This window comes from Qipengyuania qiaonensis (assembly GCF_019711515.1).
GTDB classification, from domain to species: Bacteria; Pseudomonadota; Alphaproteobacteria; order Sphingomonadales; family Sphingomonadaceae; genus Qipengyuania; species Qipengyuania qiaonensis.
This window is the reverse complement of the sequence record NZ_JAIGNO010000006.1, coordinates 62,599-87,480: the sequence shown is the minus strand read 5'-3', so window position 1 is coordinate 87,480 and position 24,882 is coordinate 62,599. Positions and strand designations below refer to the sequence as shown.

The following is a 24,882-nucleotide window of genomic DNA, read 5'->3' as shown; positions in this document are numbered from 1 at the left end:
ATTTTCGGGCTTCTGGCGTCCGCTGCAAGTGGATGATCAAAATAGCGGAAATCACCTGCTAAGCGGGTCCGTAAACGATATTCGCCGCACTTGCATCTCCACCGCTGTCCTACACCCATTTCGTCAGGTATCGAGGCGGCGATGGAACTCCTTTTGTCAGCCAGGGAAGCGCCGTTTGAAGCCGTTCGAGGGGCAACCGGTTTTCCTTGCCTGGACTGTGGTCCATGCGGTCCGTGTCTCGGTTTCGCGGCCCGGAAGCTGAACAGAGGCCATGCGTTCGCACTTGCAACGGCACGGCGAGTCGGCAAGAGGCATCAGCCATGAGCATGACCGATCTGATCGCCGCCGCGCGCGTGTCCAAGGCCTGGCCGTTCCAGGAGGCGCAGCGGCTGCTCAAACGCTATCCCGACGGCGTGAAACCCGATGGGTCGCCAATCCTGTTCGAAACCGGGTACGGCCCCAGCGGTCTGCCGCATATCGGCACATTCCAGGAAGTGCTGCGGACGACGCTGGTACGGCGCGCCTTCGAGGCGCTGATCGGGGCCAAGCCGGAAGACGGCAGGACGCGCCTCGTTGCCTTCTCCGACGATATGGACGGGTTGCGCAAGGTGCCCGACAACGTGCCGAACCCGGAACTGCTCGAAGCGAATTTGCACAAGCCGCTGTGCCGCATTCCCAATCCGTTCGGCACGGATCATGACAGCTTTGCCGCGCACAACAACGCGATGCTGCGCGCCTTTCTGGACCGTTTCGGCTTCGACTATGATTTCGTCGCGTCGCACGACCGGTACGAAAGCGGCGCGTTCGACGATGCCTTGCGCGGGGTGCTGCGCAATAACCAGGCGATCCTCGACATCATGCTGCCCACTTTGCGGGCGGAACGTGCGGCGACCTATTCGCCGATCATGCCGATCAGCCCGGTAACGGGCCGCGTGCTGCAGGTTCCCGTGGAGGTGGTCGATGCCGACGCGGGCATGGTCCGCTTTACCGACGAGGACGGCAGCGTGGTCGAACAGTCCGCGCTGGGCGGCATGTCCAAACTGCAATGGAAGGTCGATTTCGCCATGCGCTGGGTGGCGCTGGGCGTCGATTACGAGATGTATGGCAAGGATCTGACCGATACCGGCATCCAGTCCGGCAAGATCGCGCAGGTGCTGGGCGGTCGCAAGCCGGAGGGCCTGATCTACGAGCTGTTCCTGGACGAAAAGGGAGAGAAGATCTCCAAGTCCAAGGGCAACGGCCTCACGATCGAGGAATGGCTGCAATATGGCAGCGAGGAGAGCCTCGGCTTCTACATCTTCCCCAATCCCAAGAGCGCCAAGCAGTTGCACGTCGGCGTGATCCCGCGCGCGGTCGACGATTACTGGCAGTTCCGCGAACGACTGTCCGAACAGGATCTCGACAAGCAGCTCGGCAATCCGGTCTGGCACCTTGCCCGCGCCAATGGCGGGTTCGAAGGAGCGGAAGCGCCGGGCGCGGGCGACAGCCTGCCGGTGACCTATGGCTTGCTGCTGAACCTCGCCAGCGTCCTGGGCGCGGAAGCGAGCGAGGCGTCCTTGCGCGACTACCTCGAAAGCTACATCGGCGCGGGGCGGATCACGCCCGAGCTCGAGGTGCTGATCGGAACTGCAGTGGCCTACACGCGCGACTACATCGTGCCGACGCTCGATAAACGCGCGCCCACGGCCGAGGAAGCCGACGCTCTGCGTGCGCTCGACGCGTATCTCGCGGAAGCGTCCGAGGATGCGAGCGCCGAGGATCTGCAGACCGAAGTCTACGAAATCGGCAAAAGCGAGGAGTACGGGTTCGCGAGTCTGCGCGACTGGTTCAAGGCGCTCTACCAGACATTGCTCGGCAGCGAGCAGGGGCCGCGCATGGGCAGCTTCATCGCGCTTTACGGCGTGGCGAACACCCGCAAGCTGATCGCCGAGGCGCTGTCGCGCGCCTGACGGGTCAGGTATGCTTGCGCGTGCGGTACCATTTGGTCAGCACGTATTTCTGGCCCTTGATCACCGGCGTGCCCGCGTGGAGCGTGTCCAGATTGGGCAAGCCTTCGGGCGTGGCGTTGTTCCAGGCCAGCAGCACGCCGGGCTTGGGTTCGATCGAGGCGCCGACCTCGACGAAATGGGTGTGCCCGCCTTCTTCCACCTCGTTGAGGAAGGCCATGGCGGTCCAGCAGCGTTGCCCGCCGCGCTTGCGTTCGAGCTTCCAGTATTCCTGATCGGTGTAGAACCAGTCGTTGTGCGGCTTGAACTCCTGCCCCGGCAGATAACGCTGACCCTGAATGCTCTCGCCCACCTTGTCGGGCAGGCCGAGGGCATCGTCGATCCGGCGGGAGATCGCTTTCACGAACGGATCGTGCGGATCGAAATTGCCCGAATACGACGTGCGAAACTTTGCGACATAGGCAGTCTCGTGCAGCTCGCTCGGCCGCGCGACGGCATCGATCATCCGCATCAGGCGCTGGCATTCTTCCGGCGTGAAGAGATCGCCGATGGCATAGATTTCGGCTTTGTCGGTCGGGATCTTGTAGGCCTGCGGATCGGCATCGAGGCGCTGGCGCACCATCGTGCCGATGCGCTTGAGGGCATCCTGGTCGGGAACGGGGGCAGTCTTGGTATTCATATCGGGTGTGTAGCAATCGAGCAGCCTGCGACAAGCCGCGACTTGCCACTTTGCAGCTTGGCGGTAGGTTAGCGCAATCAGGCTTCGGGGAGCAAATCATGAGCGATACAAGTGCACGCCGCTATTCCACGGGAGCGATGATCTTTCACTGGCTGATCGCCGTACTCGTCATCATGAACTGGCAGATCGTCGAGCGTGCGCAAGACCTGGAAGGACCGTTGCGGGGCGAGGTAATGGGATATCACAAAGCCTGGGGCATTGCCATTCTGGTGCTGACCGTCGGCCGGTTGCTATGGCGTTTCACGCACAAGGTCCCGCCATTGCCGTCCAACCTGGCCGGTTGGGAGGCCGCGCTTGCGCGCACCGTGCATGTCATATTCTACGTTCTTCTCATCGGACTGCCGCTGGGCGGCTGGCTGGCAAATTCGATGACCGGACGGGACATCGACTTCTTCGGCCTGTTCACCATCCCGCCGCTTCCGACAGGGGAGAATGAAGATCTGGGCGGTTCGATCTTCGATCTGCACGCGCTTGGTGGGACGATTTTCATCTACCTGATCGGCCTGCACATTCTCGGCGCGCTCAAACATACGTTCTTCGACAAGAATGGCGGCATCTTCCGGATGTTGCCGTTCGGCAAGGTGCCGGGCTGACGACCATGAAAAACCCCCGCCGATCGTTCGGCGGGGGTGTCGATTGCCAACCGGACCACTCTCAAGCCGATCGGCGGTGGGCCGTTACCAGAAGAAGTCGTGGATCACGTCGACCACTTCGCCGCTGTAGATGTCGACCAGCAGCACGTCATCGTAATAGCGGACCCAGCGATAGGGACCGTAGACGGCCGGCAGACGGTAGCGCCAGGGATCGTTGATCCAGTAACGGCTGCCGAAGAACACGCTGCCCAGTCGGAAGCCGATGCTCAGGCGCCGGTAGCTGTAGTCGCGATAGGGCGCATAGTAGCGGCCCAGCCGATAGATGTTCCGGTTGCTGTTACGATAGTGCCGCCAGTCGTAACGGTTGTTGGCTCGCCAGCGACGCTGATCCCAACGATCGTAGTCGTGCCAGCGCCGGCCGTCGTAATAGCGGGCCCGACGGTTCGCATGGCGAATGTCTTCGCGCCGATCCTGCCGCCAGTCGCGACGGTCCTCGCGGCGATCCCGTCGCAAGTCGCGCTGATCCCGGCGGGCTTCGCGGACATTCTCGCGGCGATCCTGTCGCCAGTCGCGGCGCTGGGCCCGAGGATCCTGGCGGATGTCCTGCCGGTTTTCCCGGATGGAGCGGCGCGCCTCGCGCAGATCCGCGCGGTTGTCGCCACGCCATTCGCGGCGATCCTGGCGCGCGTCCTGCCGGACGTCGCGCCGTATCTGGCGTGCTTCGCGCTGGTCGCCACGGCGGTCCTGACGCGCCTCGCGCTGATCTCCACGACGGTCCTGACGCGCCTCGCGGCGGTTCTCGCGTCGCTCATTACCTTGCGCGCGACGTTGCTGGCGAGCTTCGCCGCGATCGCCGCGATCGCGCTGGGCGCGTTCCTGCCGGTCGCGCGATTGCGCTTCCGCTTCGGCGGGCAGGGCGGTGATCGACATCGCCGCGGCCAGGGCGCCCAGCGCAGTTCCCTTCATCAGTCTGGTCAGTTTCATGGAGCGTATCCTTCACAGATCCTGCGCCGCTCCACCACCCGCGGCTGTTGTCAATGTCGCATTATGTATCAACATGGCCTGACGGCAGTCTGAACCGACCTGGCGGCCTTCTGTTCATGTTTGACACTTTCAACATGAACATCGATGGGCTTGGCACCATAGCGCCATGCGTTCATTGAAAATGCCATGTACGACAGACTCGACGAAGTCCGCGCCGATATCGCCACACGGCTCGAGGCGGCGGCACGCGACCGGAACGCCCCGATGCACACGCCCGTGATCGCGACTGCGGATGCCGACGCGCGGATCATGGTGCTGCGGGGGTTCGACGCCGAAGGCTGGGTCCTGCGGTTCCATACCGATGCGCGCAGTCCCAAGGTCGCCGTGATCGAGGCCGATCCGCGGATCGCGGTGCTGGCTTACGACAAGCCGGCCAAGATACAGTTGCGGCTGCGCGGCAGGGCGCGGATCGAACGCGTCGGCGCTGCGGTCGATGCGGCCTGGGCCGACAGCCCCAATTTTGCCCGCCGGTGCTATCTGGGCGAGGGGCCGGGTACGGATTCGACCACACCGACCTCGGGCCTGCCCAGAGAGTTCGAGGGGGTGGAGCCCGACGACGATCAGGTGGTTCCAGCGCGCGCCAACTTTGCCCTCCTGCTGATCGAGGTGGACGTGGCCGATTGGTTCAGTCTGGCGCATACCGGCCATCGCCGGGCGCTGCTGACGCGCGACGAGGGGCAGTGGATCACGCCCTAGCGGCGGGCGGTCACCGGCGCGTCCGGCAATTCGTGCCGACCAGCGGTGCCGCCCGTTGCCGGGACATCAGGCCGCCTGCTTGATCTCGCGCAGGGTGATGTCGAAAGTTATGTCCTCGCCGGCAAGCGGGTGATTGCCATCCGCCTTGATCGTTTCTTCGCCGACTTCGAGGACGTAGAGCGTCATCGGCTGGCCGTCTGGCGACTGCGCCTGCAAGGCCATGCCCGGCTGCGGGGCGGGCTCGGGCGGCAGATTCGCGCGCGGAATGTCGATGATCATCTGCTCGTTGCGCGGACCGAAGGCCTTGTCGCATGGGATGGCCACGGTCTGCTCGTCGCCGACGCTCATGCCCGTGAGCGCTTCCTCGATCTGCGGGAAGATCTGCCCGCTGCCGATGGTGATGTCCTGCGGCCCGGCCTGCTGGGTGTTGCCGACTTCCTGGCCGTCGGTGCGCTTGAGGACGTAATCGATGGTGACGGTGTCGCCGCTGCTGGGAGTGGTCATGGATATCCTTGTCGATTTCGTGTTCGCGGCGCGAGGGAGGCACCGCATGGGAATGCGCCCGCGGACCGGGCGCGTTGCATCCGAGTCTGTCAAACCGAGGTGGGGTATGTCAAACGAAGCGGAGCGGACAGCGACACGGTTCGGCGAGGATCGGTCGGTTGCAGAGAATGCAAGTTGATGAAACACATTCGGGGGGCCCTTTCGCCAGAGCGCTTATAGGTGCCCCAAAACGCCAAAGCCCCGCACGGCTGGCGGGGCTTTATGGGAGTGGGATTCACGGCGATCAAATAACCGGCGAAGGCTAACGCGCGACGTGCGTGTAGGAAAGTGGTGGGTCGGGTATTGGACGGCTCAATGGCCGAGGTGCTTGGTTGCTCTGGGTCCCCGCCTACGCGGGGATGACGCTGCTACGCGAGAATGACGGGAAGGGGAGGAGCGCTCACCCAAGCGGTTCGAACCCGAAATCCTCCGCCAGGTCGCGCCATTGCGGATTGGCCTCCTCGATCAGCCGCAGCTTCCACGCGCGATTCCACTTCTTGAGCCGCTTCTCGCGCAGGATGGCCGGCTCCATTTCCTCATGCACTTCGAACCAGACGAGCCGCTTGACGCCATGCTTCTTCGTGAAGCCATCGGCGGCCCCGGAGCGGTGCTGCTGGATGCGGGCGACCAAATCGGACGTCACGCCGATGTAGAGCGTTCCATTTCGCTGCGAGGCGAGGATGTAGACGCAGGGAATACGTTCGAACGACATCCACAAAGCCTAGGCACGGACGGCCGGCCCGTCAGCCCCTTCACACCATTGCGGTCTCAATTTGTGCGGAACGGCCTTACCCGTTCCCGCCATCCCCACTCCCCAACGTCGTCCCTGCGCCCCAACGTCATTCCCGCGCACCAGCGTCATCCCCGCGCAGGCGGGGACCCAGAGCAACCAAGTACCACGGCCACACTGGGTTCCCGCCTTCGCGGGAATGACGAAGGGGAAGATAAACGGATCTGCGTCGGCTGCCTACACTACCTAGTCAGCTTCTTATACGCCAACCGCGTCGGCCGATCCGCCGCATCGCCTAGGCGCCGCCGCTTGTCTTCCTCGTAAGCTTCGAAGTTGCCCTCGAACCATTCGACGTGGCTGTCGCCTTCGAAGGCCAGGATGTGCGTGGCCAGGCGGTCGAGGAAGAAGCGGTCGTGCGAGATGACCACGGCGCAGCCGGCGAAGTTTTCGATCGCCTCCTCGAGCGCGCCCAAAGTTTCCACGTCGAGATCGTTGGTCGGTTCGTCCAGCAGCAGCACGTTGCCGCCTTCTTTCAGCATCTTGGCCATGTGCACGCGGTTGCGTTCGCCGCCGGACAGCTTGCCGACATTCTTCTGCTGGTCGGGGCCCTTGAAGTTGAACGCGCCGACATAGGCGCGCGTGCTGGTGTCGTGGCCGTTGACCTTCATGTAATCGAGCCCGTCGGAGATTTCCTCCCAGACGTTGTTCTTGGGGTTCAGATGGTCGCGGCTCTGGTCGACATAGCCGAGATGGACGGTCGAGCCGATTTCCACCGTCCCGCTGTCGGGGGTTTCCTTGCCGGTCAGGATCTTGAACAGCGTCGACTTACCCGCGCCGTTGGGCCCGATCACGCCGACGATGCCGCCGGGGGGCAGCATGAAGGACAGGTCTTCGAACAGCAGCTTGTCGCCATAGGCCTTGGAGATGCCCTTGGCTTCGATGACCTTGCCGCCGAGGCGTTCGGGCACCTGGATGACGATCTGCGCCTTGCCGGGTTTGCGATCCTGCTGGCTTTCCTGCAGTTCCTCGAACTTGCGAATACGTGCCTTCGACTTGGTCTGGCGCGCGGCCGGGGTCTGCCGGATCCATTCGAGTTCGCGCGACAGCGCTTTCGACCGACCGCTTTCCTCGCGGCTTTCCTGTTCGAGCCGCTTGGCCTTCTTTTCCAGATAGGTCGAGTAATTGCCTTCGTACGGATAGTAGCTGCCGCGGTCGAGTTCGAGAATCCAGCCGACGACATTGTCGAGGAAGTAGCGATCGTGGGTGATCATCAGCACCGCACCGGCATATTCCTTGAGATGGTTTTCGAGCCACTGGACGCTTTCGGCATCGAGGTGGTTGGTCGGTTCGTCGAGGAGCAGAATGGACGGCTTCTGGATCAGCAGGCGGGTGAGGGCGACGCGGCGCTTCTCGCCGCCCGACAGATCGGTGACGGGCCAGTCGCCCGGCGGGCAGCGGAGCGCTTCCATCGCCACTTCGAGCTGATTGTCGAGCGTCCAGCCATCGACCGCGTCGATCCGGTCCTGCAGTTCCGACATCTCGGTGCTGAGCGCATCGAAATCGGCATCCTCTTCGCCCATTTCCATGCCGATCTGGTTGAAGCGTTCGACCATGTCGGCCGTTTCGCGCGCGCCGTCCCTGACGTTTTCCAGCACCGTCTTGCTGTCGTCGAGCTCGGGCTCCTGTTCCAGATAGCCGACCGTGATGTTCTCGCCCGGCCATGCCTCGCCGGTGAAATCGGTGTCGATACCGGCCATGATCTTGATCAGCGTCGACTTGCCCGCACCGTTGGGCCCGACGATGCCGATCTTCGCGCCCTGGTAGAATTGCAGGTTAATATTGCTGAGCACCGGTTTCTGCGCACCGGGGAAAGTCTTGGTCATGTCTTTCATGACGAAAGCGTACTGGGCGGCCATCTGGCGGGGTCCTTCGGTATCGAATGGATGGGCGGGCGCGGCGGCCCGGACAGGTCTGCGGCGCAGATAGTCGCACCGGAGCCCAGGGGCAAGCGCGCGGTCGGCTAGGGAAAATGGCGGCGCAGCAGGCGCGGCATCATCGCCAACTGCAATACGGCCCGCACGATCAGGAAGACGATAAAGCTTCCCCACAGACCGTCATTGCCCAATGGCCAGGTCAACCACAGCAATAGGGCGTAGCCTGCGGTCGCTGCGGCCATCGTGCCGAGGAGCGCGCGCGTCCAGCTCGCGCCCACGAATACGCCGTCGAGCACGAAGCCGGCGAACCCGGCCAGGGGAATCGCGATGAGCCAGGGCCACAGCTTGCGCGCCTCTGCCGCTACCGCGGGTGTTGCGGCGAAGTTGTCGGTGATTGCGCCGCCGAATGCTGCCAGTACCAGCGCCAGAACGATAGCCATGCCAAGGCAGCGCCACAGGATCGCCCGCACGAAAGCGGTGAAGCCTGCCCGGTCGTCTTCGCCCGCGCGCTCGCCATTGAGGACCTGCGCGGCATTTTCGAACCCGTCCAGCAGCAAGGCGGCCAGCACGAAGAGCTGGTAGACGATCCCGTTTGCCGCCAGCACGACGGGGCCGCGCTCCGCACCCAATCGCGTCAGGGCGGCGATCGCGATCATCAGGACGACCGTGCGCAGGAAGAGATCGCGGTTGACGGCCAGGAACGGCTTCAGCGCCGACAGCGAGATATTCGTGCCATTTCGCACGGCATCCTGGATATCGCTTCCGGCAATGCGCCAGATGATCGTGCCGGCAATCGCCAGCTTGACGAATTCGGCAATGAAGCTCGACCAGCCGATGCCCGCAATGCCCCAGTTCAGACCCAGCGCCAGCCAGAGGCCGAGCGCTACATTGAGGAGGTTGTACAGGATCTCGATGGCCAGCACCTCGCGCATCCGCCGGCGCCCCACCAGAAACCCCACAAGCGCGAAGTTGGCCATAACCGCAGGCGCGCTCCAGTAGCGGATATCGGCGTAGACAAGGGCAGCCGTGCGCACCCGCGCCTCGGCACCCAGCGCGTCGAGCAGCAGGGGCATGAGCACCGGTTTCGCCAGCAGCAACATGGCGGCGATGGCCAGGCCGACCACCAGCCCCTTGATCAGCACGTCCGCCTGCGCGCGCGCTCCCGACCGCGTGCCCGCCTGCGCGACCAATCCGGTGGTGCCGGTTTTGAGGAAGTTCATAACGGTGAACAGCGCCGCGAAAAGCTTGGCACCGATATCGACCGCGCCTTGCGTCGGCGCGTCGCCCAACTGCCCGACGATCCACATATCGCCCACGCCGATCAGCGCAGTGGCCACGTTCGTCACCATGGCGGGCAACGCAATGGCCCAGATCAGGCGTGTGTCGATGGCGGGGGAGGCCGTGGCAGTCGGGCTATTCAAACGGCGCACCTCCCGCGCTTCGCTCGCGAGCTATCCGCCTCGTGAAATACTGGTCGGGGAGACTGGATTCGAACCAGCGACCCCTTGTACCCAAAACAAGTGCGCTACCAGGCTGCGCCACTCCCCGACCGATATTTCTCGAAGGATGGTACTCGGAACCATGGGGAGTGACCTCCCGGCCCGGGCAGCAGGTGCTCGGGCGGTCCGGATATACATGCTTCGAGGCAAGGTGCCGCACGGTGTGCGACACGCGGCCCCATTAGAGTTGCAGATATAGCGGGTCAAGCGTGCATCGCCGGGACAGCGCTTTTGGCATGCGAAGCGGACCGCACCGGCGACAAGGCTGCACTGCGGCCTTTCGGCCGGATTACGGGAGAGGGCAAGGGGCTGGATGGTGGGCCCGGCAGGACTCGAACCCGCGACCTAGCCGTTATGAGCGGCCAGCTCTAACCAACTGAGCTACAGGCCCCAGCCACCAGTGTGGAATTGCGCGACTAGCCCCGGCACGGGCAGCTTGCAACCTAGACCTGCACCGCGTCGACAATTTCCGCGACCGTCGTCGGTTCGATCCCGCGCATGTTGAGGTAGGAATATACTCCGCGCAGCCAGTCGTAGAGATCGTCCAGATCGTCTGCGGTGCGGACATAGGGAGTATGGCCTACGGCAAGCGACGGGCTGTGAAAGCTCAGCACGAACACCGGCAGGTCGTCGTCGATCGCGATGTCGATGCCGCGCAGGGCTTCGTCGAGAGTGACGCCTTCGGGCGTCAGGCTGATCCGTTCTAGCAAAGACAACCGCGACAGAAGCCCGCCAAGCAGCGGCAGCTTCGACGCAAGCGGGAACAGCTGTTCGCCCTGACGGCGTAGAAGGCCCCAGTAAACGGTAGTAAGCGGAAGCTCGAGCAGCCGGCGATCGGCGTCCGTCCAGTATGGCGATACGGGATGTTTGCTATAGTCCGGACCGTGGCCCGACGAGTAATCGTATCGCGCACGAACCGATGAGTCGACGGCAATGCCGGTGTCCATCAGCATTCCGGCGGTTTGCGGACCGAGCCCGTAACGTCCCGCGCGGTAGATCCGCGGGACAACGCCGAAACCTTCCTCGATCGCATCGCGCAGCCGGCGATATTTCTCCGCCTCCAGAGCCTGCGGCAGATTGCCGGCAAAGCTGTATTTATCGGTGATTTCTTCGCGTAGCGGCGGGTTCACCCAGGGATGCAGTTGCACGCCGATTTCGGCGGTTCCGCGGCGCACCGCATCGCCGATGATGTCCCGGGCCAGCGGATCGGTCGCGATCGGCCAATCCACAAGATAGACCGGCGAGACGCCGATACCTTCGCAGAATTGCTGAAAATTGCCCAGCGCGCGCACATGGTCGAGCCCGTAATTGTCGGCCCGGAAAGTCGCATTCCAGTCGAATTCCTCTTCGGTATCGACGGTCAGCAGAGCGCGCTGGCCGAACCCTTCGGCAAAGCGCGCCCGTTGCGATGCCATGGGCGGTGTAAGGAGGTTGGCGTGGGAGATGGTATGCGTTTCCTAGCCAGCCGCACGATCGGGCGCATCGGCAGGGCTAGGCAGGGCATCGTTGGCGGTCAAGAGCGGCAGGGAGAGGACGAGGAAATCCTCGTCCCGCGCCAGTTCGCCGCCTGCCGCATGCGCTTCTGCACGGGCGAGGCGAAGCGAGAAACCGGCACCGAATATGCCCGAGCTCAGGGTACTTCCGCCGGCCCGGATTTCGGACGCGAAGACGTTGTCCGTCCGGGCCAGTTTGGCGGGCAGTTGCGCACGAAGCACAAGCTGGTCCCCGTCGAGCGTGAGCGACAGGACAATGTTTTCCCCCGCACCCGTCGCACCTGCCAGTGTTGCAAGGACCCGCCAGCCGAGCATTTCGGCCTCGTTCCGGGCAAGAGCGAGCGGGGCAGGTTTATCGGTCAGTTCGGCATCGAAGCGTGCCACGCGTGGGCCGAGCACCGTTTGAAGCTGGCCGAGCTGCGTGCGGGCGATGGCGGCGAAATCGCTTTCGCCTGCCTCGAGATCGAGATCTCCCGTTTCGAGCCGCGCCAGACGGTCGAGTTCATCGAAGCCGGCAAGGATGCGCGCTGAATCGCCCGCAATGGAAGCGGCAAGTGCGCGATATTCGTGCGGTGTGGGGCCGAAGACCTGCTGCTGGATCACTTCGGCATAGCCCTGCATGGCGTTGACCGGCGTGCGCAATTCGTGAAGCAACTGGCGCAGACGATCCGCACCACGCCGGGCGCGATCGTCGACCGGGGCAACCGCACGGCGGAAGCGGCCGACATAGCCGTAGAAGCGCCCGTCCCCGCGGGTGAAACGCGGTGCTGCATCGACGATCCAGTCGCCTTCTATGGCATCCGCGCCGCGCAAGGCGATGGCGACGTCGCGCACCGGCTGGCGGTTGACGAAGGCCGCGGCGAAATCATCTCCGGCCTTGTCCGCGTCGAACCGCTGCGAGAGGTCGATCCCGATCACCATCGGGGCAGTTTCGGGCTCCGCCCAGTCGATCCGGCCTTCCGAATTCGTTCCGAAACTGAACGCGTCCAGTTGCTTGCGCGGCATTGTTTCATCGAGGCCCGCAAGCGGCAGCGTGGGCGCATCGCCGCCTTGCGGGTCCGGGCCGCGCGACTTGCGAAAGCTCTCGATCCGTTCGACCAGGGCACGAATACCGTCCGACTTGTCGGGCGCTTCCGACGCCTGGGGCGGGGCGGCGACAGGTGCCGGCTTGGCACCGGGCACTGACGTTTCGGGTTTTGCCACATCCCGGGAATTTTCGTCCGTTTCGCGCAAAACGAGCGGCTCGAGGTTCCCGAGGCTGGCGGCTTCGGCCGGCTCGCCGGCGATTGTCTCGGGAGCGGGCTGGGGCTCCGGCAGTGGCAATGCGCGGTCGGATACGCCCAGTTGATCGAGCACGCGTACCGCGCCATCCGGCAGATCGTTCCGGTGCCTCAGGAAGCCGCGCGCACGGATCGGCAGGCGCGGTATCAGCTCGACCCATTCCTCGCTCATCAATTGCGCCCGAGAGAGAGCGGATCCGGCAATCGCGGGATGGGCCTCGCCGAACCAGCGCACCAGTTCCGGATTGCGAAAGCGCCACCCGCTATCGCCCACGATCGCCGCGCGTTCGCCGATGGGTATCAATTCGGCGAGGGCGATCAGCCGCAGATAGGCTGCCGCCTTGAGTGCGGGATCGCCCGCCTGCGGACGCTCGCCAAGAAGGTCCAGCAATTGCCGGAACTGCGTCTTCGCCGCGCGCACGCCAGCGGCGCGATGGCGCAGCACTGTGGCAAGGCGGTCGTCGAAATGCATCGGTTCTCCGGTGACAGGCAATGGTTTGCGAGACGTAAACCATCGCACATCCTAGTTTCCAACCGTGTAAAACTTACGCTGAACGGAAGGTTTCCTGCGCGTTGCAAAGCGACACAATTGCTGGCAAGGCTAATAATGTTAGCCAAGACGGCTGCATCGCGTTGTCAACATTTCGTGGAAATTTCGCGATGCCCCGCCGATGGCGCCAGGGTAGCAGGGAAACTCATATGGCCAATCTCGACGATATCGACCGGCGATTGCTGGGTGAACTCCAGAATGAAGGGAGAATCACCAATGTCGAACTTGCCCACCGCGTAGGGTTGACCGCCCCGCCATGCCTGCGCCGCGTGCGCTCGCTCGAAGAAGAAGGTGTGATCAGGGGCTATCACGCCGAACTCGACCCTTCGAAACTGGGCTTTTCGATAACGGTTTTCGCCATGGTCAGCCTGAAAAGCCAGGCGGAAGACGCGCTGCGCGAATTCGAAGCCGCGATGCACGACCTGCCCGAAGTGCGTGAAGTGCACATGCTCAACGGCGAGATCGATTTCATCATCAAGATCGTCAGCAAGGATTTGCAGAGCTTTCAGGAATTCCTGACCAGCAAGCTGACGCCGGCGCCCAATGTGGAAAGCGTGAAAACGTCGCTTACGATCCGGACCAGCAAGCACGAACCCGGCGTGCCGTTGTGAGCGGGGCGGAACGGATCGAAGGCCACTGCCTGTGCGGAGCGGTGAAGATCGCGATCGAAAGCCCCAAACACGAGATAGAAATCTGCCAATGCGACATGTGTCGCCGTTGGGCTGGCTCGTTCTACAGCGCGCAGACGGGCGACAGTGCCGATGTCTCAGGCGATGAGGCGATCAGCACATACCGATCGAGCGAATGGGCCGAACGTGCCTTCTGTTCGCAATGCGGCAGCAACCTCTGGTACCGGTTCCTGCCGACGGGCAATCGCAGCTTTTCCGCCGGGTTGTTCGACGCCGCCGCAGCGTATGGAGTCGAGAAAGAGATTTTCGTCGACGAGCGCGCCGAGTGGTGCCGCATCGAAGGTAACCACCCGCGCCAGACCGGAGAAGAAGTGATCGCAGAGGCGAAAGCGGCGGGGTTCAGTTTCGATTAGAGTTGTCGGGAATTGAGCTTGTTTGCGGACTTGCGGGTTTTCAAACATCACTAGGAGAAGCGGCCAGGGGGGCTTCGTGTCTTTGGCCTCCAACTCCGTCGCCTTTGGCTTTCCGATTACTTGAGCGAAGCAACTGCGGATAGGAGTCGCCATGTTTTCAAGGTTTCTCGCGATCAGTTTCTTTTTGGCGACTCCCGCTTGTGTTGGCGCTGAGACGACTGATGTGCAAATTGCTGAAGTTGTCGTCCAAACTGCAAAAGACCATTTTGCCATTCATGAGAACGTGCGCTCATCCGGAAGCGCTCTGGCACCATCACATAGTGGCCTGACAGAAGTTCAATATAATCTTCCTTCAGGAGAACGATTTGCGACATACTACGTGAACAGTGACGGTGCATTAAGTGAGTTAGTCATTAACGGCCCGACCAGCGAACAGTATGTAAAAACGCCCAGCAGGCGATTTTTTCTCGAACGACTAATAGGACTTATGGCTCCTCAAAGTACATCGAAAGAGCGCGTCTGGGCGGCCGGACAATTGGATGGCGTGTGGACTGAACGCGTGCGCCCCCTGCCAGTACAAGTCGGCAACTATGTATTTGATGGTGGGGTGGTCCGATCTCCAAAAGGAGCGCATGACAATTTCAAAATTATCGCGGTTGGTACAGGCGCAACTGGATTGAAGTTTCAATCGACACCCTAGCTTCCTCGCCTGCTCTCCTGATATCGCAATCCATCATAAAGTGTCCGAAATTAAGGTCGCAACCCGCCGCTATCCTTCGCGAGTCTTCAACCACTCTTCAAGCCATTTGATCGAATATTGCCCGCTCTTCACGTCGTCCTGCTGCAGGAGTTCCTGGTGCAGGGGGATGCTGGTCTTCACGCCTTCGACCACCATTTCCTCCAGGGCGCGCTTGAGGCGCATCATGCAGCGTTCGCGGTCGCGGCCATAGACGATCAGCTTGGCGATCATGCTGTCGTAATAGGGCGGGACCGAATAGCCCGCATAAAGCCCGCTATCGACGCGGACATGCATGCCGCCTGCCGCATGATAATAGCTGACCTTGCCGGGGCTGGGGGCGAAGGTGAACGGGTCTTCGGCATTGATGCGGCACTCGATGGCATGCCCTTTGAACTGGACCTGATCCTGCGTGCACGACAGGTCCTTGCCCGAAGCGATACGGATCTGTTCGCGCACCAGATCGATGCCCGTAATCATCTCGGTCACCGGGTGTTCGACCTGCAGGCGGGTGTTCATCTCGATGAAGTAGAACTCACCGTTCTCCCACAGGAATTCGATCGTGCCGGCACCGCGATAGCCCATGTCGCGCATGGCCTGCGCGCAGATTTCGCCCATGCGGTCGCGCTCTTCGGTGGACAGCACCGGGGAGGGCGCTTCCTCGAGCACTTTCTGGTGGCGTCGTTGCAACGAGCAATCGCGCTCGCCCAGATGGATGCCATTGCCATTGCCGTCGCCGAAGACCTGGAATTCGATATGGCGCGGGTCGCCGAGATACTTCTCGATATAGACCGTGGCATCGCCGAAGGCGGCCTTCGCCTCGCTGCCCGCCTGTTTCATCAGGCTTTCGAGCTGGTCCTCGCTTTCGCAAACCTTCATGCCGCGGCCACCGCCGCCGCTCGCGGCTTTGATAATGACCGGGTAGCCGATCTCCGCTGCGATCTCGCGCGCTTCCTCAACGGTTTCCACGGCGCCTTCCGAGCCGGGAACAAGCGGCAGACCCAATGCACCGGCGGTTTTCTTCGCCTCGACCTTGTCGCCCATGGTGCGGATGTGTTCGGGCTTGGGGCCGATCCAGGCGATATCGTGCGCTTCGACGATTTCGGCGAACTTGGCGTTCTCGGACAGAAAACCATAGCCTGGATGAATCGCGTCCGAGTGGCTGACTTCGGCCGCGGAGATGATGTTGGCGATGTTGAGATAGCTGTCGGTGGCAGGCGGCGGACCGATGCAGACCGCGTGATCGGCCAGGCGGACATGCATGGCATCGGCATCGGCAGTGGAGTGCACTGCGACGGTCTCGATACCCATCTCATGGGCCGCACGATGGATGCGCAGCGCGATTTCGCCGCGATTGGCGATAAGGATACGGGAAATAGTCACGGGCGACCTCAGCCGATGCTGACGAGCGGCTGGTCGAATTCGACCGGCTGGGCGTTCTCGACGTGGATGGCCTTGACCGTCCCGGCCTTGTCGGCGGTGATCGGGTTCATCACCTTCATGGCCTCGACAATCACGAGGGTCTGGCCCTCCTTGACGCTGTCACCGACCTGGACGAAATCCGCCGCTCCCGGTTCGGGGGCGAGATAGACGGTGCCGACCATCGGCGATTTGATCGCGCCGGCTACATCTGCTCCGGCTGGTGCTGCCCCTGCGGCAGCCGGCGGCGCCGAGACAGGTGCAGTCGGCGCAGCGGCGGGCATGGCCATCGGTGCCGGCACCCCAGCCAGCGCAACCCCACCACGCGAGACGCGGATCTTGCGGTCACCGTCCTCGACCTCGATTTCGGTGAGCCCGGTATCGCCCAGCATCTCGGCGAGTTCGCGCACGAGTGCGGTGTCGACGTTCATGCCGGATTTGCCGGCAGTGCCTTTACGTTCGGCCATGGAACCCCTTATGTGTTGTTTGGCCCGCCCTATGCTCTGCGGATGCGCTGAGGGCAAGGGGCGAGGGGGCGTTTTACAGGGCGGCCGCCTTCTCCAACGCTACGGCATAGCCGGGTCCGCCCATGCCTTTTACTTCGTCGATAGCCGCCATACCGACATAGGAGGTATGGCGGAATTCCTCGCGTGTCACTGGATCGGAAAGGTGCACTTCTATCACCGGTACACCGATCGCCTTGATCGCGTCGAGCAGGGCGATGGATGTATGGGTATAGGCGGCGGCATTCAGCAGCACGGCTTTGGCCCCGGCAGCGTCTGCTTCGTGCAGCCAATCCACCAGTACGCCTTCGTGATTGGTCTGACGGAAATCGATCGCAAGGCCGAGACGCTTGGCCTTGTCCTCCAGCATCGCCTCGATATCGGCCAGCGTATTCGCACCATAGATATCCGGCTCGCGCGTGCCGAGCAGGTTGAGGTTGGGGCCGTTGAGAACGAAAACGGTGGCGGTCATGATCGCCGGTTTAGCGGCAATCCGATCAAGCTCAAGCGTCGGTTCCCTTGGCCTTGCCCCACTGGCGGGCGGCGGTATAGCCGAGATAGCCGGTGCCGAAGAGCGCGTAGAGCGGATCGGGCAGGGCGGCGAGGTAGCGTGTCATACCTTCACCGATGGCGCGCGCGGTAACGGGATCGAACGCGGCGATGACGCCCATCGGCACGCTAAACAGAATCAGAGCGTACATGACGTAGAGGAAGCTCGGTCGCGCACGGCTGGTCCAGGGATCGCCGCTGCGCGCTTCGGCGACGATAGCCGAGAGCCGGGCCTCGATCTGCTTGAGCTCGTGCGTTCCCTCCAAAGCGAGCAGTTCGAGCTTGGCCTTCGTGCGCGCTTCCTTGTTGGGGATGATTTTGTCGATGATTGAGGCGATAGGGCCGATGAGTGGCTCGAGTAGCGACATATCGTATCTCCGGTTTGCGAGATCACGATGGCTAACCAGAATGGTTCATGTAGGAAATAGGAATGTGACAGAGCGTCGCCAAGACCGATCTGGCACCAAGGAATTTCGATCGCCACAGTTCGATGTCAGGTCCATGAATAACCTATACGGTTTCTCACTCGGTCGACTAATCGCTACTTGACGATGAACCTGACTCTCAGTGTGAAAGTCCGTCCGGCGGTGAATGCGCCTTTAGGGTTGACCCGGAAGTTGGACACCGCTCCGTCGCATCCATCGGCATCAGCCGTGGGCGTGTAGTTCCACGTCGTTCCTCCGTTGGTGGAAAACTGCAGATCGTCACTCGCATTGCCCAAAGCGACATAGCTGTAGCTCAATCCCGAGACCGGGCTGCCCGCTCCGAAAAGCACGGGCCCGCTCCCTGCGCCGCCCAGATTGGCAAGGCACATCTTTGCATTCGCCGGTGCGTTGTCGGTTACGATTACGGTGTCGCTGTCGGTCTGATCGCTACCGGTATTGTTCACTGTAATGAGATATTCGATCGTCGCGCCGGGGATCGCTTTGGGATTGGACGTGCCATTCACCGGGTCGGATATGATGGAGCTGACCTTGGTGACGTTGAGCGTGGTGTGGGGGCGGCAGAAACTGATATCGTGCAGCGCAATGCCCTGCTGGCCGGGATTGCTTGGCGCCGTGCTGTGATTTCCATAGGTAATGACGATGGTGTCGACCCTGCTCGTGAAGGTGACGACCAGATTACCCGCCGAAGAATCGTTGTCGGACGCACCGTCGCCGATGGCCGTATTGCCCGTGACGTAGTTTACATTGCCGTTGCTCAGCGTCGGTGTCACCGAAGTTCCGCCATTGGTTCCCGTCACCACGACCCTGTCGCTGAACTGGTTGGCGGCATGATCGACGTCGAAAATCGTAAACTGCACGCCGTCGAATGCCCGGGGCAGCGTGATCGTGATCGTGGCGACGCCGCTACGGCTCGCCTGGTCGGCTACCACGGCAAGGCTTCGCTGCGCAGGCGTGAGCCCACCCGTAAACGCGCTCTGAAGCGCGGGCGACTGCCCACCGAAGGTGGCATTGTTGAGATATGCACCGTCATTCGTGAGATTGAATGCGATATTGCCGAAAGTGCCGAGCGCGTAGCTGTTGCTGGTCGATCCCGCCGTCCAGCTTACCGATGGCGCGTCCCAGTCGAACAGGGTGGATCCGTTCGGGCAGTTGACTGCAGGTATGATGCCTGCCGGGCGTCCGGCAGTGACGGTAAATGTCGCGGACGAATAGTCGTCTTCGGTGGTAGCGCCGTTATTCGGTGTTGAATCGCTATCGACAATGCTGCTCGAGATGATTTCGGCCGTGTTCGTGATCGAAGTACCAGCGCTTGCCGCGATCGTGCCCGTGATATCGATCGTTGCGCTTGCACCCGGTGCGAGTGTCGGAACCGTCCAGACCCTGGTTCCCGAGTTGAAGGTTCCCGCCCCGGAAGCGGAGGAGTAGGTGAATTGGCTCGGAAAAGTATCTCGGACCGTAATGCCCGACGCGGAGGACGGAGAGACCGATGCGTTGCTGACTGTCAGGCGGTAGGTAACCGTTCCGCCATTTGCGGGCGCGCCGCCGACAACCAGTTTCGCAAGCGAAAGGTCGGCATAGTTCGCGGGCGCGGATGTCAGATAAAGATCCGCTCGCCTGAACTGTCCGTCGTCTGCGGACGGAAACAAGTCGCAGATCTCCAGCCGCCAGGTTCCGGCGGAAGCCTCGCCATTGAAAGCCGATAGCGCGCTGCGTGGTCGGAAAGTGTTTTGGTAGGGCGGCGCCGATGTCGCATGATCGCCGGTCGAACTGTCGGTGTTGACCAGCTGCGATGCCGCATCGTCCAGCAGAACGTTGAAATTATCGCCGCTGGTGTTCTGGGTATCACCGTTGGTGAGCTGAACTCTCGTTCCCGTTGGCGATTGGAGGGTAAACTGCAGGTCGCCGCGCCAAGTATGCGTGGCCAAGATGCCGATATTCACGTCGGCCAGAGTAAAATTGCTGCCGACGGTGAAGTTCCGCACCAGCGGGGCGGTACAGGTGGTCGAGCTATTGATCGTACCCGTATTGGAGTTCGAGAATGTCGATGTCGACTGAGCATTGGCAGGCAAAGCGATCGCCGCTGCAAAGATGCACAACAGCAAGCGCAGCACATAAGCAATCGCATGCTCGCCGCCTCCTGAAAACATCCCGCGGGTCATGTGACCGGGATAGGCAAACATGGTCAAAAGGCCGTTGAGATATCGATAGCTCATGACGTTTCTGCCCGCCTGCCCAGTCCAAGGAACGAGAAGCTGTCTGCATCGAACTTGATGCGGATCGAGGCGTAAAGACCATCGTCCGTTTCGCGCGCGGCAGAGAAATCCTCGTCGCGGAACCCGGCGAAGTTGTAACCTACCGTGATCAGCGCATTGTCTGCGGGAACGAAGCCGACATTGGGGCCGATCGAATAGCTGGTCAGGCCGTCTTCGATGCCCGTGCGTACCGTACCGCGCGCGCCGATTTCGAAGCGCTCGCCAATGCCGAACTTCGCATCCAGCCCTGCGAGCAGCGTGGTGCCCGCATAGTCGTACCCTTCGAACTGGTCGAAGTTATGGCGCGCGCCGAGGAACAGGCCGAGCTCGTGGCGACGGACCATCTGGCCATTTCGATCTTCGCCCTGCGGCGACCAGTTGGTCGACAGGCTGGCGATCAGTCGGCTCGACTTCGCATCGCCGTCGACCAGCAAAGCCGTGTTGCCTGCCGTTCCGGCCTCGCCGGCGATGGCATCGGTCACCGCGTCGCTGCGGAATTCGAGCTTGCCGAGGAAAGCGAAGGCGGATTCCGCTGGGCGATGCGCTATGGCGATGGCGGCGTCCATGATTTCGGTGGTCGCACCGTTATCGGCTTCCGCTTCCGTCCAGGTGAAGCCGGATCCAACAATGCTGCCTTCCCCCAACTGGCGGATCGCGCCGAGTGTAAAGCCCTTGCGGTCGGCGAATTCGCCGTCGCGATATTCGGCTCGGGCAGTGGCGCTCCAACGGTCTTTGCGCCAGGCCATACCAAGGGTTGCGGCGGTAAAGTCTTCGAACAGCGCCCCATCTTGGCCGAACTGGCCGCCGCTCGCGACCGGTTGTGCGGGATTGACGATATTCTCCACCGGGCTGCTGCCGCCCAACGTACGATTTCCGTCCAGCGTGGCGTCGATTGTCAGGGACTGGGTGACTTGCAAAGATTGCGAAAGCCCCAGAGCGGCGAAGCTGCGATTGCCGTATTCGCCGATATCCTGCTGGCCGAGCGAAGTGACCGCTTTCCCTCCGTTCCAAGGTGTGACCTCGAAGCCGCCCTTGATCGTGCGCGCTTCGATTTCGGCACCGTCCGCAATTTCGTAGAGACCGACGACCCGAACATCTTCCGTCAGCGCATAGCGCGCACCGAAACGGTGGCGGGCGGGCAGATCGACCGATTCAGCATTGTCGAGCGCAATACTCGTCGACGCGCTGAGTTCGAGCCGGTTGTCGAACAGGCGCTGGGTGACCCCGCCTTCTATCACGGTCGACTCGTTGCGTGTGCCATCCGCCAGACGGTCGGTGAAATGAGCGATGCCGAGGCGTAGGTCGGTGGCTTGAGCAGTATAGCCGAGTTGCACCTGCGCGGCGCGGCGTCGACCGGTATCGGCGAGGCTGTCATCCTGCCACAGGCTTCCGAGGATCGAGAGATTCTCGTTCAGCCTGACCCGCGCATCGGTACCAAGTTTACGCCGACCGAGCTCAGCGCCGTTTTGCTGGCCGACGCCATAATCCGCATCGAGCGAACGGGCATAGGCGATAACGTCGAGCGATCCGGTCTGGTGCTGCGCCTCGACCAGCCAGCCGGTGGACGTTTCGCCATCGCGACGGCTTGCGGCCACTTCAGCGCGCACTTCGGTGCTGGCTCCGATACGGACGCGTGCGTCGACTGCACCCATATCGGTTCGCGATCCATCGCCCTTGTCCGTTATCGCCGTAACGCCGATGCGGACCGTATCGTCTTTGCTGCTCCAGTCGGTGCGCAGCCCGGCATTGAGTTCGCCATCGGATAGGCCGTCGACCTCGTACTCCACCACGATGAACTGCGGATTGAGATCGAAATCGCGGCTCAGGATGGGCTCCTTGAAGGTGATCGTGCCCGACAGCATGTCGACATCGTAGTCCATGAAGCGGACCAGTTCCTTTGTCGAAACAATCAGTTCCGAACGGAACCTGTCACGTACTTCCAGCATCACTTTCTCGCTGTTGGCGATCAAATCGCGGCTCGACAGGCGATAGGGGCCAGTGATGCCTTGACCCTGGATCTCGTCGCGGCGGAAGCGAGTGGCGATTTCGGCAGCGAAGCCCTGCGCGCGGATCTGGCCGAACCGCGCTTCGGCTTTCACCCCGGTTGCGGTGCGATTGTAACGGGCGAGGCGGGTCTGATCGAAACCGGTCTCGAAATCGCCATACAGCGCATAGAAGGTCGCGGTCTCGATACGGACATACAGCTTGTCACGCGATGCTGCGTCGAAGCGTCGGCTCGAAGCGTCGCCGAACACAGTATAGTAGGCATCGGGATCGAGCGTGCCGAGCACGCGCTGGTCTTCGGCCTGTTTGGCGCTGTCATATGCAAGGGTGACGAGGTACTTCCCGAGCACGCGGCCCTTGGCGTAGAGCGCAACCCGCGCCTCGTCGCCAAGATCGCTGTCGAACCGGCCCGCGCGTTCCATATTGTCGGCAACGGTCCGCGCGCCGACCGAACCTTCTGCAAGGCCGACCACCGTCCATTCGATATCGCCGGGAACGATCCATGCCTCGAGTTCTTGTTCGCGCGAAATTTCGCCATCGTCGAAACGGAAATCGAGCCGCAAAGAGCCGCTGACCATCGTCGGGGCCAATTCGATCAAGGCAATTCCATTATCGCCTTCGATCACCCAGCGCGCCGCCGTTGTGCCGATCCCGGTCAGCTGGTCGAGTTGCTGGCGGTCGAGCTGTTCCGCGCTCTGATACGGCGAATTCAGCGTGAATTCGCCCGATACGCCTTCGCGCAGCGGACGGTTGTTGCGGTCGAGTACCCGGATCGCGACGACCGGCCTGGTCTTGCCGTCGGCGACCAGGTTGGATCGATTTTCGATCAGTTCCACCTTGGCGGGGGTGGTCGTGAAATGCACTTCGCGGGTGATGGTATCGAGGATGGCACCGTTGGCATCGATGAAATCGGCGCTCAGCGTTGTGCGCTCGTTTTCCAAAGGCACGCCGCGCCACAAGCTCACGGCATATTCGCCGGTCTCCGCATTGCGAGTACCGTCGAAAACCAGCTGGTCGACCGCCTTACCATCGGCGCGAAGTTCGATCTTCTGCCCTTTGCGGTGCCTGATCGCGACGCGGATTGCGGGTGCACGGGGGTTGTGGCCGATTTCTGGAGCGAGCCAGCCGTCGGGCCCGTCGCCGAGAGCCAGCCAGTCGAATTCGGGCGTCGGCGCAAAATCTTCGATCGGTTCTTCGTTGCGATTCTGTTCGGTCGGTTCGCCCGGCTGTTCGACGATCAGGCTGTCGACGAACTCTTGCGGAACTGTCGCATGGAAATCGGCGACGGCGAGCGATCCACCCTGGCCGATGACGAAACGCGAGATCGGACTGCCGGCGCTGCGGGTCGAACGGTGGCAATCGATGAACTCGCCGCCCTCGGGCAGGGTCATCCGCGAAGCCTGCACGACATGCGTGCCCGGTACCACGCCTTCGAAGTGATAACGCCCATCTGCATCGGTAATCGCGAAGCTGCCGTCTTCCATCATCACCCGGACACCGGGGATCCCGACACCCGGCTTCTCGATGCTGCAATCGCCTGCCGTTATGCGCCCAACGATCGTCATCCGGTCGGCAATCGATTCGCGTTCGATGTCGACCACGGCGCTCGCAGTCGTGATGCGCCCGAGCGAGTCGGTCGCGTCGGCGCGATTGATGGCCTCTCCCGGCGGAGCGTCAGCGCGCACCACCATGGCATAGGTCACGCGTCTGCTCGCCCCGGCGACGATATCGCCAAGATTGAAGGTCAGCAGCCTGCCATCGGCAGACGTCGTCAGGGCCGACGGATCGTTGGCGCCGTCGATCCGCACGGTGTCGGTTCGCAAGCGCAGCCAGCGCGATGGGCTGTCCGTGACTACGACATTGCGCTTGATACGCCCAGCATCCTGATTTTGCACGGTAATCGAGTAGAATACCGCATCACCCGGCTGGGCTGACGCGCGCGAAGCGGTCTTGATCACGCTGACGGCAAGGCTGGGCCGATCTAGCGGAATATCGATCTCCACCGGCGTCGTGTCGATCAACTGGAAGGTGCCGCCATAGGAACCGCTATTGATAATGAACGGTCTGCCATCGGGGTGGGCGATCGATGCCAGTTGCGCCGGCGTAACCACCGAAGGGTGAGTGTACGGTGATGGCGGCTGTATAGCCAGGCGATAGGTGCCCAGAGCGGTGAGCGGGAACCAATATTCACCCTGTCCGACAAGATAGATGTTGCCGGCTCCATCCGTGATCGATTGTCCGGAGATAACCGTGGACGGCCACGGGGTCACACCGTCGGCGGCAAAGACAGTCGCCGGCTGACCGGTAGCGGCGTCGACCAGCGTGACCGTCGCGCCCGATACGGGGTCGCCTGTTTCGCTGTCGAAGACGACGCCGAAAGGATCGGCCAGGACCTCGACATCGGCGTGCACCAGCACGGCATTGCCATCGGGCTGCATCGCTGAAATTCCAATGACATTTCCGTTGGCTAGGCTTAGGCGGCAATCGCCTGCCACCGGCATGGGTGGCATCCTGACCGTCGGGATCGAACCGACGAACACACCGGTGTTCGGGCCCGTTTCGAACACGACCAGATCTTCATGATCGCCCGCCGATGTATCGATGACGATAGAAAGTGGGTCGACTGCCGACGCGTCCAGATTTGCCGAACGCGCGCTGATCTGAAAGATCAGGGTTTCGCCTGCATTCACGACAGTTGTTGGCTGGACGCTTGTCTGCAGGAGGTCTGTCTGGGACGTTGACGATCCGATCGGGGCGTTCTCGCGGTTATTGCCCAAGATCGACCGACCACCGCATTTTGTGGGTGTGTAGGTGAACTGCGTACCGCCACCGGTACCCGGGCGGAATGTGGTAATTGTAGGTGGGTTTTCAACTACTTGTGTTA

Annotated in this window: 20 protein-coding genes and 2 tRNA genes; 6 read left to right on the top strand and 16 right to left on the bottom strand. The window is 62.2% G+C overall.

Annotated features, from left to right (window positions below):
- The first annotated feature begins 320 nt into the window (after window positions 1-320).
- Complete coding sequence (locus K3174_RS10840; protein ID WP_221558292.1) at window positions 321-1,949, top strand: lysine--tRNA ligase; 1,629 nt, start codon at window positions 321-323, stop codon at window positions 1,947-1,949.
- 4 nt (window positions 1,950-1,953) lie between these two features.
- Here K3174_RS10840 and K3174_RS10835 read toward each other — a convergent pair whose 3' ends face one another.
- A complete protein-coding gene (locus tag K3174_RS10835; RefSeq protein WP_221558291.1) occupies window positions 1,954-2,625 on the bottom strand; it encodes a prolyl hydroxylase family protein in 672 nt (223 codons plus the stop codon).
- A 98-nt stretch (window positions 2,626-2,723) separates the two neighbouring features.
- Between K3174_RS10835 and K3174_RS10830 the strand changes: the two genes are divergently transcribed.
- Window positions 2,724-3,278 carry a cytochrome b gene (locus tag K3174_RS10830; RefSeq protein ID WP_221558290.1) on the top strand — a complete coding sequence of 185 codons (555 nt, stop codon included), beginning with the start codon at window positions 2,724-2,726 and terminating at the stop codon, window positions 3,276-3,278.
- A gap of 84 nt (window positions 3,279-3,362) precedes the next feature.
- On the opposite strand, the gene K3174_RS10825 is transcribed toward K3174_RS10830, so the two are convergent.
- Window positions 3,363-4,262 (bottom strand): RcnB family protein, encoded by a 900-nt coding sequence (locus tag K3174_RS10825; RefSeq protein WP_247712086.1) that lies wholly within the window; start codon window positions 4,260-4,262, stop codon window positions 3,363-3,365.
- Between the two features lie 186 nt (window positions 4,263-4,448).
- On the opposite strand from K3174_RS10825, the gene K3174_RS10820 reads away from it, so the two are divergent.
- Window positions 4,449-5,018, top strand: a complete 570-nt coding sequence (locus K3174_RS10820; protein ID WP_221558289.1) for a pyridoxamine 5'-phosphate oxidase family protein — start codon at window positions 4,449-4,451, stop codon at window positions 5,016-5,018.
- A 66-nt stretch (window positions 5,019-5,084) separates the two neighbouring features.
- Here the strand turns inward: K3174_RS10820 and K3174_RS10815 are convergent, their stop codons facing one another.
- The 8 genes from K3174_RS10815 to K3174_RS10780 form a co-directional block, all read right to left on the bottom strand.
- Entirely contained in the window at window positions 5,085-5,522 is a 438-nt protein-coding gene (locus K3174_RS10815) for an FKBP-type peptidyl-prolyl cis-trans isomerase (protein WP_221558288.1), read from the bottom strand.
- Window positions 5,523-5,961: 439 nt separating this feature from the next.
- Window positions 5,962-6,273: a GIY-YIG nuclease family protein gene (locus K3174_RS10810; RefSeq protein WP_221558287.1), complete on the bottom strand. Its 312-nt coding sequence runs from the start codon at window positions 6,271-6,273 to the stop codon at window positions 5,962-5,964.
- A 260-nt stretch (window positions 6,274-6,533) separates the two neighbouring features.
- Window positions 6,534-8,207 (bottom strand): energy-dependent translational throttle protein EttA, encoded by a 1,674-nt coding sequence (gene ettA / locus K3174_RS10805; protein WP_221558286.1) that lies wholly within the window; start codon window positions 8,205-8,207, stop codon window positions 6,534-6,536.
- Window positions 8,208-8,311: 104 nt separating this feature from the next.
- Window positions 8,312-9,646, bottom strand: a complete 1,335-nt coding sequence (locus K3174_RS10800) for an MATE family efflux transporter (RefSeq protein WP_221558285.1) — start codon at window positions 9,644-9,646, stop codon at window positions 8,312-8,314.
- 50 nt (window positions 9,647-9,696) lie between these two features.
- A tRNA-Pro gene (locus K3174_RS10795) sits at window positions 9,697-9,773 on the bottom strand.
- A gap of 265 nt (window positions 9,774-10,038) precedes the next feature.
- A tRNA-Ile gene (locus K3174_RS10790) sits at window positions 10,039-10,115 on the bottom strand.
- A 52-nt stretch (window positions 10,116-10,167) separates the two neighbouring features.
- The gene (locus K3174_RS10785) at window positions 10,168-11,139 is read right to left on the bottom strand and encodes a polysaccharide deacetylase family protein (protein ID WP_221558284.1); all 972 of its coding nucleotides are present in this window, start codon (window positions 11,137-11,139) and stop codon (window positions 10,168-10,170) included.
- Window positions 11,140-11,181: 42 nt separating this feature from the next.
- On the bottom strand, window positions 11,182-12,969 hold the full coding sequence (locus K3174_RS10780) for a sensor histidine kinase (protein WP_221558283.1): 1,788 nt from the start codon (window positions 12,967-12,969) through the stop codon (window positions 11,182-11,184).
- A 227-nt stretch (window positions 12,970-13,196) separates the two neighbouring features.
- On the opposite strand from K3174_RS10780, the gene K3174_RS10775 reads away from it, so the two are divergent.
- The 3 genes from K3174_RS10775 to K3174_RS10765 all read left to right on the top strand — a co-directional run bounded on the left by K3174_RS10775 (window position 13,197) and on the right by K3174_RS10765 (window position 14,789).
- On the top strand, window positions 13,197-13,658 hold the full coding sequence (locus K3174_RS10775; protein ID WP_221558282.1) for an Lrp/AsnC family transcriptional regulator: 462 nt from the start codon (window positions 13,197-13,199) through the stop codon (window positions 13,656-13,658).
- Window positions 13,655-14,089: a GFA family protein gene (locus K3174_RS10770; protein ID WP_345719628.1), complete on the top strand. Its 435-nt coding sequence runs from the start codon at window positions 13,655-13,657 to the stop codon at window positions 14,087-14,089. Before K3174_RS10775 ends, K3174_RS10770 begins: the two co-directional genes overlap by 4 nt.
- Before the next feature lie 151 nt (window positions 14,090-14,240).
- The gene (locus K3174_RS10765) at window positions 14,241-14,789 is read left to right on the top strand and encodes a hypothetical protein (protein WP_221558281.1); all 549 of its coding nucleotides are present in this window, start codon (window positions 14,241-14,243) and stop codon (window positions 14,787-14,789) included.
- 69 nt (window positions 14,790-14,858) lie between these two features.
- Here K3174_RS10765 and accC read toward each other — a convergent pair whose 3' ends face one another.
- The 6 genes from accC to K3174_RS10735 all read right to left on the bottom strand — a co-directional run bounded on the left by accC (window position 14,859) and on the right by K3174_RS10735 (window position 24,688).
- A complete protein-coding gene (gene accC / locus K3174_RS10760) occupies window positions 14,859-16,208 on the bottom strand; it encodes an acetyl-CoA carboxylase biotin carboxylase subunit (protein WP_221558280.1) in 1,350 nt (449 codons plus the stop codon).
- 8 nt (window positions 16,209-16,216) lie between these two features.
- On the bottom strand, window positions 16,217-16,711 hold the full coding sequence (gene accB, locus K3174_RS10755; protein WP_221558279.1) for an acetyl-CoA carboxylase biotin carboxyl carrier protein: 495 nt from the start codon (window positions 16,709-16,711) through the stop codon (window positions 16,217-16,219).
- A 73-nt stretch (window positions 16,712-16,784) separates the two neighbouring features.
- Entirely contained in the window at window positions 16,785-17,219 is a 435-nt protein-coding gene (locus K3174_RS10750; protein WP_221558278.1) for a type II 3-dehydroquinate dehydratase, read from the bottom strand.
- Window positions 17,220-17,250: 31 nt separating this feature from the next.
- Window positions 17,251-17,664, bottom strand: a complete 414-nt coding sequence (locus K3174_RS10745) for a holin family protein (protein WP_221558277.1) — start codon at window positions 17,662-17,664, stop codon at window positions 17,251-17,253.
- Window positions 17,665-17,837: 173 nt separating this feature from the next.
- Window positions 17,838-19,955, bottom strand: a complete 2,118-nt coding sequence (locus tag K3174_RS10740) for a proprotein convertase P-domain-containing protein (protein WP_221558276.1) — start codon at window positions 19,953-19,955, stop codon at window positions 17,838-17,840.
- Entirely contained in the window at window positions 19,952-24,688 is a 4,737-nt protein-coding gene (locus K3174_RS10735; protein WP_345719627.1) for a hypothetical protein, read from the bottom strand. The genes K3174_RS10740 and K3174_RS10735 overlap by 4 nt, the downstream gene beginning before the upstream one ends.
- Window positions 24,689-24,882: the final 194 nt, after the last annotated feature.